Consider the following 15,906-nt stretch of genomic DNA (forward strand, 5'->3'; position numbering starts at 1 on the left):
ATCTATTAGAAATTAATACTTAAACCACCTGTATATGTTCTCATCAGAGGATAAGAATCCAACGTATCCTGTTCCGGATCCATTTCGTCCATGCCTGAGATACAGAATAAGTTAGTTGCATTAACGAACAACTGCACATTGCTCACACCCAGTTTCGAAAACCACGTACGAGGTAATGTATAACCGATATTCAGATTCTTCAAACGCAGATAAGCTCCGTTCCTCATCCAGTAAGTAGAACCGGCAGCACCGTATTCTTCCTGCCATTCTCCACTTACACGCGGATATTTCGCATCTACATTATCCGGTCTCCAGACATCGCCGGTCCATAATTCGAAGTAAGGTTTATCACCTGTCTGGAACACGCCGTCACCATTCTTGGTCTTCAGCATACGGTCGTAAGCTCCTACTCCCTGGAAGTGAGCATCCAATGTGATACCTTTCCATGACAGATTGAAACCGAAACCATAGTTGATACGGGGAGTTCCCTTGTCGGAGAGATAAGTCTTATCATTGCTGTCGATCTTTCCGTCGGCACCTTCCGAATAGTTGGAACCGCGGATATCCTTGAACAGGAATGTACCCAGAATCGGTTTACGGCCGAATTGTGTAAAGCCTTCAGGAAGCGCATCCAGTTGTTCCTGTGTACGAATAATGCCTTCGCAGAGATATCCCTGTAGACGGGTATTCGGATGACCGATCGCACTTCTCCATGCTTCCAGCCCTTCAGCCTCATCCAATACTTTCCAGGTATCTTTCACATAACCCAGGTTAGCATATACACTGTAATCCAGAGAACGATATGTATCCGACCATTTCAAAGAAACTTCAGTACCTTTCCAATCCTGTTCTGCATAATTCTCATTACTCAGGCTGGCACCATAAGTACCCGGAATGACACGGTTACGGGCTCTAAGGATATGATTCTTATTTTTATAGAAGTAGTCGAACTCACCACTCAGACGGTTATCGAAAAAACCGAAATCAAGGCCGATATCATAGACTTCCAGTTTTGCCCATGAAATATACGGATTAGCCGTACTACCTACCGTCAGGCCATTCTGGTAGTTATCACCGAAAATGAAACCGGTTCCGTTCTTATACGATTCACGCCACAAGAAGGCTGCGATATTGTCTTCGCCGTCCCAGTTATTATCATCACCGGTCGTACCGTAAGAACCACGGATCTTCAGGTTGCTTAACCATGAAATATTCTTCATGAAACCTTCTTCCGACATACGCCATGCAACAGAACCCGAAGGGAAGAATCCCCAACGTTCACCCGGAGCAAATTTATAGTTACCATCTTCACGGAAAGAAAATTCCGCAATATATTTATCTGCATATGAGTAGTTGAAACGTCCTACAACGGACTGGCGTGCCTTTTCCCATTCACTACCGTTGAAGTAACGGCGCTGTGTATCGCTGGAGGTGACAAATATCTGGTCAATCGATGTAGTAAGCATATCGTCGGCTGTACCGTTCAGCGTCTTACCACCTGATTCAGACTGTTCATACACCAATAAAGCAGATACGGCATGTTTTTTATTGAATACCTTGTCATATTGCAAGAACCAGTTGATCTGATAAGAATGATCCAGTTTGACCATCTCACGGATACCTTCATAATTGGAACTCAGGTTGTGAACAACCATATCATTCGGATCGACCTTCGCCGGAATAAATTTATTTTCCGCACTCGCGCTCTTGAAACGATATCCTTTATTATGAGTCAGGAAGCCTTTCAAATTCTCGTCATAAGCCGTGTATTGTGCCAGGAAGCTGGTTTTCAATCCATCGGCAAACTGTCCCAGGTCGAGATTAAAACGAACCTGTCCGTCGATCGTCCGTCTAGTTGTTTTCTGATAACGATTACCAAGTACCATATCGACCGGATTCCATGAACCGGCTGTCACCGGATTGGCATTCGTATCGGTCGTCAGGTTACCGTTATCGTCCACATAAAATGGGTATAAACGAGTCCAGTTGAAAGTTGTACGATAAAAATCAGGCACATTAAAGTCGTCCACATTATCATACGGCCAATAAAAACGATTATATTCCTTCTGGTTACCGCTCAGGTTAAAGTTCACATTGAAACGTTTGGAAACATGCGCCGTAATATCGGAACGGAAATTGTATTTCTTGAAATCCAGTTTCTTATAAGAACCGTTCTCGTCATGGAAGCCCAGCATCATATAATAAGTAATACGATCGCTACCTCCGTTGACACTGATATTATGTTGCTGGGAAGACGGATTTCTCCATACGTAATCATTAACATTATAACTCTTATCAGCGAAATAATCGAATATTTCCTGTCCGTAAGGTGCTGGAAGCCCTTTGGTTTCCGCTACGCGGTTTGCCCAGATCAGTTCGTCGGTTGCCGAATAATCCTGCAAAGGACGGGTCGTATTGGAGACACTGAAAACACCCTTGTACTGGAATTCCGGTTTCTGGTTCTTACCTCCCTTCGTTGTCACCAGTACAACACCGTTACCGGCCTTCGAACCATAAATAGAAGCACTGGCCGCATCTTTCAGGAAGCTGATATTATCTACCTCATTCGGGTCCAGGGCATCAAAGGCCGCTTTATCTTTGATTACATTATTAATAACGAACAAAGGTTCACCAAAGCTACCACGCATACGGATTTTGGAAGAAGCACCTGCCATACCGGAAGTAGTTGTTACCGTTACACCCGGAGCACGTCCCGCCAGCGTATTAGACAAGTTAGAGGTCGGGATCTTGTTCAGATCATCCGTTTTCACGGAAGTGATGGCACCGGTCAGATTCACTTTTTTCTGCGTACCGTAACCTACTACCACAACCTCATCGATCAACTGCGTATCTTCTTTCAGTGTGATCATTAAATTCGTCTGATTCCCTACTTTTTCATGGAAACTCTGGTATCCGATATAAGAAACCTGCAAGGTTGCATTATCCGGAACCTGTAATGCAAAATTACCATCGATATCCGTTACCGTACCGATCGTTGTTCCGGTGACGGCTACAGCAGCACCTATGATCGGTTCATTGTTATGATCCACCACTTTACCGGTCAGTTTCTTTCCCTGCTGTTGTGCGGCAGCAACATCTTCCAACGTTTTCGGAACAATGATGATCTTTTTGTTTTCTACCTTATAAGAACACTCGGGCAAGATCACGGTAAGGATTTCATCGATCCGTTTCTTTGCCACATGGATACTTACCCTACGGTTGGTATCAATTGCTTTGTCATTATAAAAAAAAGTGAATTCACTTTTACTCTCGATATCCTTCAAAACATCTTTGACGGTAGAGTTTTTCATGTTCAAATCAATTCTGGTGCTTTGAGCATAAGTTTCTACAGCAGAAACCTTAAACAGCACGACGGTTAACAAAATCAGGACTATTTTCATTCCCCGAAAGTTTATTTCTGTTAAGAAAGGACATAATAAGCCCTTCCCATAAAATTTATTCATATTTTTACATGGATTTTTCTAGTTAGACATGTATCCCATTCCCTGCCAGAGGTGATGTGATTGTTTAATTAAAATCTTCGGAATAGGTGAATGTTACCGCATTCGCCTATTTTCTTTTTCTCTACGTGTCTGGTCTCATAAGCATTCTTTTTTAAGGTTAATACTATATTACTTTGGCATAATAAATGCCTTCCCGTTTTTTATCTGATAGCTGATCGGAATGATAAAACTCATAGCCCTCAATATCTCGTCGATATCTTCCTGACGGATCGTAAAAGACATATAAGTCGATTCAGCAAATTTTTCCGGACACACAATATCCATATTATACCATCCCTCCATACTGATCAGGATATCGGACAAAGGACGATTATCGAAAACAAGCCGGTCTTTGATCCAATCGGCATATAAACTTGCATTGGCCGGTTTTACCGATACGGCATGGAGGTCCTTCTTATATTCAAATACTTCATTCGGTTTCAAATAGATTTCCCTACAAACGGAAGGACCGGATATTTTTACGCTTCCACTCAATAAAGCCGTCTCTATATTATCTTTAAAAGGATAACTCGATATATTAAAACTCGTACCCAACACTTCCACGTCCACATCACCCGCTTTTACGATAAACGGCTTTTTTTCGTCCTTTACTACTTCAAAATAAGCGCCACCGACCAGGTTGACCGTTCTCTTGCCATCAGCGAACTGATCGGGATAAACCAGACGGCTCTCCGAATTCAGCCAGACAACCGTCCCGTCCGGTAAAGTAAATTTACCTTTACTGCCTTTAGCCGTTATCAGTTGGTTCTGTACCATCAGTTTCGGTTCCGTCTGTTCAATGCTCAACCAAAAATACAATCCAAACAAAACAAGCAAAACGGCAGCAGCCTGGTACCAACGGATAAATGATCGCCGGGTTTTCTTCCCGATCCGTTCATGTTCGTTCATAATACGCATCTTCAACCCGTCGAGAGCAATATCCACTTCCAGTTCATTGTCGGCAGAAGCATTACAGGAAAGCCACAGATCTCTCGTATCCGTAAAATCACTTCTGTTCTTTTCCGATTCCTTCAGCCACTGAAGCAATTGTCTTTTCTCTTCCAGGCTAGCCGAACCGTCCAGGTAACGGATTATTATAAAATTTATATCAGTTGTAAAATTCTCCATATTTTCCATTCTATTAGTAGTACAAAATTTCAGGGTTTTACCCTACCCCCTATTTGAAATATTTTTTATTCGTCTTTACGTTAAGATATTCCCGACAATAAAATAAGCAATGAAATCAGCCCCTCTTCAGTCAAATGTTCTTTCAGTCCTGACAATGCTTTACTTATCTGTTTCTCAACAGCTTTTATACTGATTTCCAATTGTTCGGCTATTTCACGATTCTTCAAACCGGATGAACGGCTAAGTAAAAATATTTTCTTGCATTGCGGTGATAATGTATCTATAAATAAATTTATTTCGGCTTCCAGTTCTTTTAAAAGTAAACTTTGCTCCGAGTTCAGAATATTAGCGGACATATATTGTTCAAGAATATCGCTTTCATTACTCTCATCCAATGAATATTCTTTATTCTGATATTTTTTATGCATCACATTGATGGATCTGTTATATACCGATTTAAACAAATAGGATTTTACCGCACCTTCAAATTCAATCGAATCGCGTCTTTGCCAAAGTTCGAAAAAAGTGTCCTGCACAATATCTTCCGCCAGGTCCGTATCATTTACAAAACGGAATGCATACGTCCTTAAAGGCTTATAAAAGCGTTTGAAGAGTGTCCCCAAAGCTGCTATTTCATATATATCTTTCTCTGAACTCATGCTTTTGAAAGGTTTAAGTGTTGTGGAGAAAAGATTAAAACACGCCTAAAACCGTTATAAGTCAGAGGACGTATAAACCATAGTTCATCTAGAACTATGTACTATATTAATATTCATTGGCTATATGAAATACAAGTATATTGTCAAAAAGGAGAATTTCCTCCAGAATTACAGGAAATTACTGTCTGAAAATTATAAAGCATGGTATAAATTTATAGAACCAGATACAACTTTATCCGGATTTGCGGACAGAGCACCCTATTATATTCATCATAAAACCGGATTAATGAGGAAGTTGACAGAATTTTTATACCCAATTACCAAAGTTCTAGATGAACTGTGTTTTGAATAAAAAACTCAGACAAAAAATAAAAAGAGGCTACACAACAACAATATATCGCAACCAGAGGACGAAAGAATACTCCCAAAACTAAAGAATAAGCATTAAAATGGTTAAAATTATCTATTTCATACTGTTGCAATTCTACCTTTGGATACTGCCTGAGAAATTCCGGCAATTTATATATATTAAAGCATAGGATAATATTTCTCTTTAAAAACTCCGGGATATGAAGTCTTAATCCGGTCTGATCTATCACCCCGAATTCTACCCATTCATTTTTATCACCAAAATGCTCAGATAAATAGCTATATAAACAGGTGATAATTTTCTTCATACCTCAAAAGTGTGATTACATTTTATTTCGTAAAGATATGTATTTTTTCATATCCACTAAAGACGAAATGAAATTATTCTAATTTATCCGGTCTGTCCGGTTGCCATAAAGTCTTTCAGCTTCGGTAAAGATATTCCCGATAGATTGTTTTTCATTTTCTTTCTGAGAAGCATCTTTTGTTTCCGGAGGTGCGATCAAACTTGTATAACCATGTACTTTTATTAAACTCCCTCCTTGTATTTTAGAAACGGAAATCAGATGGAGAGCTTCCAACTTGCGGATCAGGCGATTGATCGAACCGATGTTGATACCTGACAAGTCGGCTAATTCCTGTTGCGTACCGACATACTCTCCTCTTTTGCATGGAACCTTCCGTCCGTTCAATTTGGCATAGCCATCGGCAAAAAAACAAATGTCGAATAACAATATATGAAGCTGCCCCAATTGACGAGTAGCCGGACACTTTAGCAAATTCAGGGTATAACGCGGAATTTTCACATAAGGCAATCCCATTAAATCAATTGCCAGCTTCTCATTAACAGATCGGAACTCATCCATAGCATCAAATTTTATTAACAAATATTACGATGTAACTCCCGATGTAAACGGTGCAATTCCCTATTCACATTTAACAATCTATCAATAAGCCATTTAGAGCACCTACTGAAATTAGTTATATTTTTGCCCGATGTAACGATCGCGATTCCTTATATTATATATAATAAATAATTTAAAAATAAAATATAAAGATACAGGCATTTTTTTTGAAAAAAATAGAATATGCATCCTTTAAATCAATCGTAAAGATATAAAACACATTACAATTACGACACTGTTTCGTTGATTATTTTTTACATCATTCCTTATTATGCCTGTAAAAGCATCTATTTATAGTATTATTCTCTGAAAAAAAATAAGGGACTTTTGCATTCAAAAGTCCCTTATTTTGTAATCAAAAGTCCTGTCTTAACATTTCAAAACACCGGACCTTTTTTTCTACTATTTTAGATCTGTCTTTACGGATGAAAAGAAACCGTTACTTTCCCCTGTACTTTATCGCCTTTTCGCAACGGCTTGTATCCTTTCTCGGCATGAGGGATCAGGAAGTTTTCCTTTCCCGGATTGTTATAATCGGCAACTAATAAGCGAATTGCATCGCCTTCTATCCAGGCACGGACATACTGCGTTCCGTCGGATTTCACTGTGACAGATTGTCCTGATCCGTCTTTCAGCCGGGCTGAGTAAATATTCTCCTTCGTAGAACGGAACATGTTTGAACCGGCTGCCGTCTGGTCATACGACCAGGATTTTACAGGTTGTTTGGAAGGACCTGCCAGTCCGGATACAGGCAAAGAGGCATCGAATGCTTCAGCTTGTCCCGTCAATGCTCCTATATGGTCTTCCGGATATACACTCCAATAGCCTTTCCGCTTCCAGTCCAGATGGGTAAAAGAAGAAGGTAAAGTAAATACCAACCCTGTTTGTCTCGGGGAAATATCCTGAAGCATAGTGAAGTCGTAGACAAAAGTGACTTCTCCGTTCTTATGAAAACGATATTCAAATATGCCTTCGGCTTCTTTATAAATTCCTTTTACTTTTATACTAATAAGTTCATCACCCGGCAGGCAGGTAACAGACTGGGCTAACCAATTTTCGCAGACAGGGTTATATGGCTTGAACTTCTGGTCTTTTCCGACCATCTGGACACCTTCGCCATCTCCATTCAACGGCAGTACCATCAAAGCAGGTGATTGCAGCAATACGGCATTACCTCCCTGACCGGCGGACAACAATCCGTTGCGTTTATCCACAGTAAACACTCCTCCTACCGACTGAATCTCGATAACATCGGCTTTTTCCTGACAAGAGAGTTGTCCTGACTGCCCTTGTCCCTGTGGCTTGATCTGTTCCGGTAAAATACGGAAACTGTATTCATCGATCACAAAACCACGGACACCGGTAACCGTCAGTTCCAGCTTTTCCGCATTCCGTAAAGATTCCGGCAACTGAATTTCGAACTCTCCTTCCGAACGGGGAGCCATATCGGTTGTTACCCTGCCGCTCTTTCCCCCAGCTTTCCACACGATGGTACATTCCGACAGATCACTGAAATTATGACGGTTCTCCACATGGAAACGGACAATACCGTCGGCCGACATATTTCCTTTCTGTACGATCTTAACCGGACTGAATGCTTTCTTCATTCCCCAATATTCCGGCTTCTCACGCCGCCATCCGTCTATCGGTCCCCAGGTTCCGTAACCGACTGCCTTTTCTCCCGGCAAGAAGAAAGTATCGTCGATACCAGCCCATATCGCACCGCCCAAAACACCCTGGCTATGATACATATCATTCCACATCTGGTCCAGCAGAGGTCCCCACATCGAACGAAGTCCCGGATCGGCCGCCAGTTCCAAGCGGTTGTAAGCATTCAGGTGGCAGAACTCGTCGAATGTGACGGGGCGTTTGCTATTGCGGTATTTATTCGGTCCGGTAGGCCCGGGATAATGATGATTGGTTACTTCCAGTTCGCCGTTATCGGCATCCGGTCCCCACTGGCTGAAGATGCGCGGACGTGTCGGGTCCATCTGCTTCACGACTTCTCCCGCCTTTTTGAAATATTCGGCATACTTCAACGATTCATTTCCCAGCGACCACATGATAACGGAAGGATGGCTGCGGTTCAGGTTTACCATCTCGACATGCTGGTTCACCAGTACGGCATCATGCATCTCTTCCGGTACATTCGTGTTATGTGCCCAGCAGAAAGGAGCTTCCACTTCTACCAGCATTCCCAGTTCATCGCAGGCTTCCAGTAAGGCTTCATCGGGCGGATAGTGGGACGTACGGATATAATTCACATTACCACGACGGAACAACTCGACATCTTTCCGCCACATGCCGTCATTCACAGAACGTCCGCGCAACGGCATGACCTCATGACGGCAAACACCCCGCAGCTTTACCGGCATATTATTTATATACATCTGGTTGCCGCGAACTTCCACCTGGCGGAAACCTACCCGGCGTACCGTTTCATGCAACACCTTTTTCCCCTCTTTCAACTGACAGGTGAGCGTATATAAATAAGGATGCTCGGAATCCCATTTTTCCGGCTTCGCTATATCAAAAGATATTTCAACCTTTTCCGTCGCTCCCATCGCCATGTTTTGAACCGGAAGAGTATTCCCTTTCAGTTGTATTTCTTTTCCATTTGCATCTTTCAACGTAAAATGAAGGGACAAACCGGATTTTACGGCAGACGATTCATTCGTTATTTCAATATTAGTCTTCAATACGGCATCGACATAAGAAGTATCGAAAGATGTACTGGCATGGAACATCGAAAGATTCACCTCGGACAAGGCAAAAAGATAAAGATCTCTTGTTATACCACCCAACGGATGAACGGCATATTGAGAAGCACTGGATGTCGAATCGGCAAGACTTTCTGAAATGACAGAGACTGCAATACGGTTTTCCTTTCCTACCTGCACCAAATCCGTCACATCCAGTTCAAAAGCCGTAAAACCACCTAAATGAGAACCGGCCTCTTTTCCGTTTATATAAATCCGGCTATCACTGTATATGCCGTTACAACGCAGTTTGATCTGTTGCCCACTCCAAGCAGAAGGAATAGTAAACGTACGGAAATAACCGGCGGCCTTCCCCTTCTCGACTTCAAACCCCTGCATCACCCATTCGCCGGGAACCTCTATGTTCTTCCAGTCACTAACACTTCCTTTCTTCCAAAATTCTTTTTCGGGAGAAGGGTTAAACTGCCAATACCCTGCTAAAGGTACTTTCTGCTTTTCCACCTTTATGGGTAAAGGGGAAAGACGCGGAACAGTGAAATCCGCAGCACAAACCGGAAGAGCCAATAATATCCAAACTAATAAATGAAAAAATCGCTTCAAATTCATATGTATTTTATTCTTAAATCACCCCTACAAAACTAACCATACAAAAGCAATTCACAAAGACTACTTCGAATGGAAGATGCTCTATTTCGGAACTAATAAATCCGAAATAAAACAAATTTAGGAACTGGATAAAACAAAAAGATGTGATCTTCTCTTATCAGTTAAAAGAAGCCACATCTTTTTATTCTTTAAATAAAGCCGGATAATCAGAAAGCCTTAACCGTTTTCAATATATAATCCTGTGTGGAACCATCTGCTGCAGTCACCCGGTAATAACGATCTTTTGTAAAATCACCGGGGGCTCCTAACGTAGGCGCTCCCTCCAACGGTGAAATGATAGCGGCATCCGAAATGGAGACATATACCCAGAGCTTCGATAAACCATCCTGTGCGATCTGTTCTTCGAACATCTTATACAGCATTTCCTTCGTAACGGAACCGGATGGTCCCGCTTTCTGAATACTATTCAGAGTATGAGTCAGAGTCGTTTTAAAACCAGTTATTCCGTTTTCTTCCACATTCTCTATCGATTTACTAAAAATCACTTCACAAACGCGTCCTTCAAGAATTTCCTGATTGGCAGTTCCTTTCTGAATCGTATCGTTATATAAAAAACGATATGAATAATCGACATTCGTCATTTTTTTATCCGATGAGTTCTCTAAATCCTCCAGATTGTGATATAAACAACTATTCATAGAGAATATCAATAAGCATCCGACCAATATATTAAAATATCTTTTCATTGTATTTGTCTTTTTATTTACTATTAATAAGATCATTCCCATCCCGCATTCTGTACAACACCGGATTTCAAGCAGAAGCTACGGTTCAACGGTACTAAATAGCGTTTCGGGGAGAACCGGGCTTCTCCTATCGCATTATTTACTTCAAAAAATTCATACTTCTGTCCGTCACGAGAGATACGTATACCACGTAATGGTCCAACCAATTCAGGGATAACGAAACCACTCGTTGCATAGGCCCCGTTACCGACACCGCCACTCTGACGCATTCCCCATCGCAAAAGAGACCAATAGCGGTCATTGCATTCATACACCATTTCAACATTACGTTCACGTTTATAGGCTTCGAATAAAGGATCGTTCCAGCCGTTTCCGCTTTTCGTATTGAGATATGCCGCAGCTTTTTCCGGACTGAACCCTCCATGTTTTACCATCGTTGGGATCATATATTTACGGGCATTCGCAAAATCGCCTTTCATCAGATAAGCCTCTGCCATATTTAAATAAGCCTCGCCATAACGTAATACGGAATAACAATAATCCAGTTTTTGTGAACCTGGGTCAGGTAAAGAAACAACAGGGTCATAATGATATTTCAACATGGCATAACCGGTTGAAGAATTATAGTTATCCAAATCTCCTGCCCTACGTCCGTATTCATCTTCCGCTCCTGCATTGATCGGACTGTTAGAGTTGGAACAGTTTCCGTCACGACGGAAGAAAATACGTTCCTGACCATTGAAATACAGACAACTATCATATAAAATCGTTGTATAGAAACGTAAATCTCTTTTCTTATCCTTACTAAAATACATCTTTTCATCGACGTTTGTCCCCGTCTGTACATACGATGCATCTTCCCAATACTTGATCGATCCGTCTGTCTCTTCTACCAGATAATCGTCTACTAAATCCTGCGTAGGCCATGAACCACCATCCATTCCCCAATAATTCATCGTTGCATGGATCGGAAAATTCTTTTTAGCATATTCCGATATATTACCGGCATGCCATAAACCTTGATATTGCATAGGAGTATCATGTAGGGATGAATTTAATTTAAGACGTTCCACTACCAGAATTTGTTCCTGTGCTGTAACTGCCGTTTCGTACGAACGGAACATATCATAATAAGGACTCAGTTGGCTGCCATCGGCATCTAATCCTAAGGCCGTACCTGCTGCAATCACTTTATCATAATATTGGCTTTGGGCAGAACCACCATCGGCATAAGCCGCCGCTTGATTTGCTACACGCATCAATAAAGCATGGGCAGCCATACTGCTGACACGTCCTCTGGCTACTTTTCCGGTTGCCGGTAATGCCTGGGCCGCTTCTTCCAAATCCTTTATGATAAAATCATATGTCTCCTTAACTGAAGAACGTGGTATTTGCAAATCATCCTCTACAGACAACACACGGTCAATAATCTGTAGTCCTCCATATTGACGGGCAAACAAGAAATAATGAGCTGCACGTAAAAATTTCAATTCCCCGACAGTACGGGTTTTAAATTCTTCTGAGAATATTTCACTTGCGGTAATCTCTTCCATTGCTGTGTGAATACGCCAAAGAACACTGTAATCCAACCATTCATAATTATCATCTGCGGTCACCCCTTCTGCACGGTCCCTCGACCAGTAAGAACTGTTCAGCGTACCTGTCATAGCATTCTTTGTTGAACTTTCAGCATGGCAGGAATAACGATGTCCGTATGCTCCTAGCCACAAACTTTTTTGTAGTACACTCGAGTAGATGGAATACACAAATGATTCTGCCAACGTTTCACTCGTCCATGTATCATTCCCAATGATCTTATCATACGGTCTCGTATCAAGAAAGTCCGAACATGAAGTATTTGTCAATGCAAGGCCTAAAACAACAAGGCCTATATATATTCTTTTCATAATTTACTCTTTTATCTGTTATTAAAATCCTAATTGAAATCCAAGGGAATAAGTACGCATCATCGGATAAGCATATCCGTCGAAGTTCGAAGCTTCAGGGTCAGCATATTTCACAGAGGGACCGATAGCGAATAAGTTCACACCAGAAGCAAAGACCGTCAGATTCTGTAACCACGACAAGCTTCTCAAAGCTGCATATTTCAAATCATATGAGACTGTCAACGATTTCAAACGCACATAATTTGAATTGCGAGCCCAAAAATCAGAATCGACATAGTTATTATTTTCATTCAACGACGTATTACCCGGACGAGGGAATGTAGCATCGGTGTTAGTCGGTGACCAGGTATCGAGCTGATAAGTAAAATCCAGCCTTCGTTCACCTTCTTTTCCCATAGCTACAGCACTCATATAAGTCTGTCTACGACCGGTTCCCTGGATATTTGCCAAAACATTTAAACCTTTCCAGTTTGCCGACAAGTCGATACCAAATACAAAACGCGGACTTGCATTGTTTCCGTATTTACGCTGATCCTGCCCTGTAATCTGACCATCACCATTCACATCGGCATACCATAAATCACCGGGGCGCAGGTCTTTCGAATTAATACGTTTCGGATTATTCAATACATCTTCCGGAGTCATATAAAACTGTGTCCCGACGAAGCCTGTTCCCAGATAACCTTGCTTATATCCTTGTTCACGAGTATAAGGATTTGACAAAGTCACTTTATCTTCATTGGTTATTGCCTTAATCGAGCGATACCAGGTAAAGTTGAAACCGGCAGAGAAATTAACTTGCCCAATCTTATCCGTATATTTTACAAAACCATCCAATCCTTCAGAACGGTCTTCTGCCTTGGAAACAATCAAAGGCAGGTCATAACCGATCGGATCCGTATATTCATATTTCGGTGCCACCAGATATCCCTTTGTCCGTTCATAAAACCAGTCGAACGAACCTTCCAGTTTGTTTCCCAACGTAGAAAAATCAATACCAACGTCTGTTTTATCACGGGTGTACCAGGTCATATTTATACTGGGAGTAGCCCCCGGCGTAATCGAATTGACCATACTTCCACCGATTACATATGCATTAGAATTATAATTGAAAGTTGTCAAATAAGCATAGTCGTCATGTTTCGCTCCGTTCAAACCGATTTCACCGTATGAGCCGCGCACTTTGAAGTAATCGAATATGCCTAAATCCTTTACCGGCGAAAAGAACTCTTCTTCCGAAATAGCCCATCCCAAAGAACCGGAAGGGAAGAAACCGAACCGGTTCCCTTTCGGAAAACAGTCCGAGCCATCGTAACGTCCGGAGAACTCTGCCATATACCGGTTGTCATAGTCATAACGAAGACGGCCTACATATCCCATCGAGGTCTGTTTACTTTCTTTGTTGCTTGCCGTAATACTGGCAGCATCTCCGTTTTGTATCTGATGTATCGTCGACAGATAGAAGGTATTCGAACTGGCAGAAAGAGATGTCCCATGATAATACTGACGGTTGTGCACTAAAGTTACCAGTACATTATGTTTTTCATTAAAGGTGTTCTTATAATCGGCACGCACATTGAAATCATATCGGTTGTGCTGATAAGAAGAACGAGTCATACTGATATTGGAAGGATCTTCAAAGGTGGCATTCCCATCCGCATCATAATAGGTGGCATTTTCATACCAGTCAGCCCTGTCCTGACTCTCGATATTATAATTTCCGTCAAAACCGAACTTCAAGCCTTTTACCCAAGGTACTGCCCACTCCAGATTGACAGCTAATTGATTATAAACAGTACGATATTTGATTTCACCCGGACCATCCAGTTGTAACGCTGGGTTATCAAATTGATTGGAAACTGTGCCGTCTTCATTATATGGTTTCTCAAAAGGTGTCCTGTCCTTCAGGCGGGAATAGAGAGTATATGCACTGGCGCTGGGATATAGTTCGTCTTTTACCGTTCCATTGACATTCAAACCGACTGTTAAACCTATTTCATCGAAATTACTGCTTACATTGGTCCGGTAATTATAACGGTCATAATTTAACTTATCCGATTTATAAATACCTTTTTGTCCCAGATAATTCAGACTACCAAAATATTTCAGCCTATCATTACCTCCACTAATAGATACCGTATGTTCATTCTGAGGTGTATAATTACGTAATAACGCATTTTCCCAGTTTGTGTATGAACCCAGATTCGCTTCAATCTCTGCCATCTCTTCCTGCGTTCTGAACGAATTGAGACCATTACCCAAAGATTGATTTAATTTATTAATGGCCGTTGCATATTCATATGCATTCAAACGCTCCGCCGGATAAGACGGTGTATTGAATGCGAAATTAGCCTGATAATTTACATTCAACTTTCCGGCTTTCCCCTGTTTAGTAGTGACTACAACTACACCATTACCGGCATTCATACCATAAACAGCAGTAGAGGCTGCATCTTTCAATACGGTCATCGATTCGATATCCGATTTATTCAGTGCCATAAAACGGCCGCTCGAAGAAACAAATCCGTCAATCACATATAATGGATCTCCATTACCACGTATAGAAACACTGGCTCCATTCTGCCCCGGCTCAGCCGATCCCTGCTGTACAATTACACCTGGTACACGTCCTTGCAAACTCGATCCCATGTCCGAAAAAGGAACTTCGAGCACCTTCGTGTTATCTACTGTAGCCAAGGCGGCCGTATTTTTCCGGACACTAGTAGAACCATATCCAACAACAATCACCTCATCCAATTTTTGAGTATCTTCCCGGAGAGTGATTTGTAAAGAAGATTTATTCTTCACCGGAATAGACTGGGTCAGATAGCCGATATAAGATATTTCCAGAATAGCATCTTCCGGAATTTCCAAAGAGAATCGCCCGTCTATATCTGTTATACTTCCATTAGTAGTACCTTTTTGTACTACATTAGCTCCAATAACAGGTTCGCCGGTTTCATCGATAATCGTTCCTGTAACTTTTTTTCCTTTTTTCTGATTTAAACCATAGTTCAACTCGGTAGTGACCGAGTTGAACTGATCATGATCAGTTCCGGCATAAACATGACCTGAGAAAGGACCCGCTCCTAATAAAGTCGCAATAAAAAAGTATCCCCCTCGTTTCCAAACACACATTTTCTTGTTTTCCATAATAATAATGTTTAGTGAAAACTACTTTACATAATACTTTAATTCATAAAAGATTTACGATTACAAAGTAAGTTATGATCTCATTCTCAGTAAGTATAATGCTTGTGGTAAGAACTTTTAAATACGGAACGGATTCTTCAAAAATGTTCCAATTTAGGAACTAAAGGGAAAAATGTAATCAAAGATATTGAATATATACTTAGTATATAA

At 41.3% G+C, this 15,906-nt stretch carries 9 protein-coding genes; all 9 read right to left on the reverse strand.

What is annotated here, in order from left to right:
• Window positions 1–5: 5 nt before the first annotated feature.
• Entirely contained in the window at window positions 6–3,401 is a 3,396-nt protein-coding gene (locus C825_RS18045) for a TonB-dependent receptor (protein ID WP_010803525.1), read from the reverse strand.
• A gap of 231 nt (window positions 3,402–3,632) precedes the next feature.
• Window positions 3,633–4,631: a FecR family protein gene (locus C825_RS18050; protein ID WP_010803526.1), complete on the reverse strand. Its 999-nt coding sequence runs from the start codon at window positions 4,629–4,631 to the stop codon at window positions 3,633–3,635.
• A gap of 80 nt (window positions 4,632–4,711) precedes the next feature.
• Complete coding sequence (locus C825_RS18055) at window positions 4,712–5,290, reverse strand: RNA polymerase sigma-70 factor (RefSeq protein WP_010803527.1); 579 nt, start codon at window positions 5,288–5,290, stop codon at window positions 4,712–4,714.
• 317 nt (window positions 5,291–5,607) lie between these two features.
• Window positions 5,608–5,967 (reverse strand): hypothetical protein, encoded by a 360-nt coding sequence (locus C825_RS18060; RefSeq protein WP_010803529.1) that lies wholly within the window; start codon window positions 5,965–5,967, stop codon window positions 5,608–5,610.
• Between the two features lie 78 nt (window positions 5,968–6,045).
• Window positions 6,046–6,525: a helix-turn-helix domain-containing protein gene (locus tag C825_RS18065; protein ID WP_010803530.1), complete on the reverse strand. Its 480-nt coding sequence runs from the start codon at window positions 6,523–6,525 to the stop codon at window positions 6,046–6,048.
• A gap of 458 nt (window positions 6,526–6,983) precedes the next feature.
• Complete coding sequence (locus tag C825_RS18070; protein WP_010803531.1) at window positions 6,984–9,890, reverse strand: glycoside hydrolase family 2; 2,907 nt, start codon at window positions 9,888–9,890, stop codon at window positions 6,984–6,986.
• Window positions 9,891–10,096: 206 nt separating this feature from the next.
• Complete coding sequence (locus C825_RS18075) at window positions 10,097–10,636, reverse strand: DUF5018-related domain-containing protein (RefSeq protein ID WP_007653362.1); 540 nt, start codon at window positions 10,634–10,636, stop codon at window positions 10,097–10,099.
• 32 nt (window positions 10,637–10,668) lie between these two features.
• Window positions 10,669–12,543 carry a RagB/SusD family nutrient uptake outer membrane protein gene (locus tag C825_RS18080; RefSeq protein ID WP_010803532.1) on the reverse strand — a complete coding sequence of 625 codons (1,875 nt, stop codon included), beginning with the start codon at window positions 12,541–12,543 and terminating at the stop codon, window positions 10,669–10,671.
• 21 nt (window positions 12,544–12,564) lie between these two features.
• Entirely contained in the window at window positions 12,565–15,696 is a 3,132-nt protein-coding gene (locus C825_RS18085) for a SusC/RagA family TonB-linked outer membrane protein (RefSeq protein WP_121719493.1), read from the reverse strand.
• Between the last annotated feature and the right edge of the window lie 210 nt (window positions 15,697–15,906).

It is taken from the genome of Parabacteroides sp. ASF519 (genome assembly GCF_000364265.2).
GTDB classification, from domain to species: Bacteria; Bacteroidota; Bacteroidia; order Bacteroidales; family Tannerellaceae; genus Parabacteroides; species Parabacteroides goldsteinii.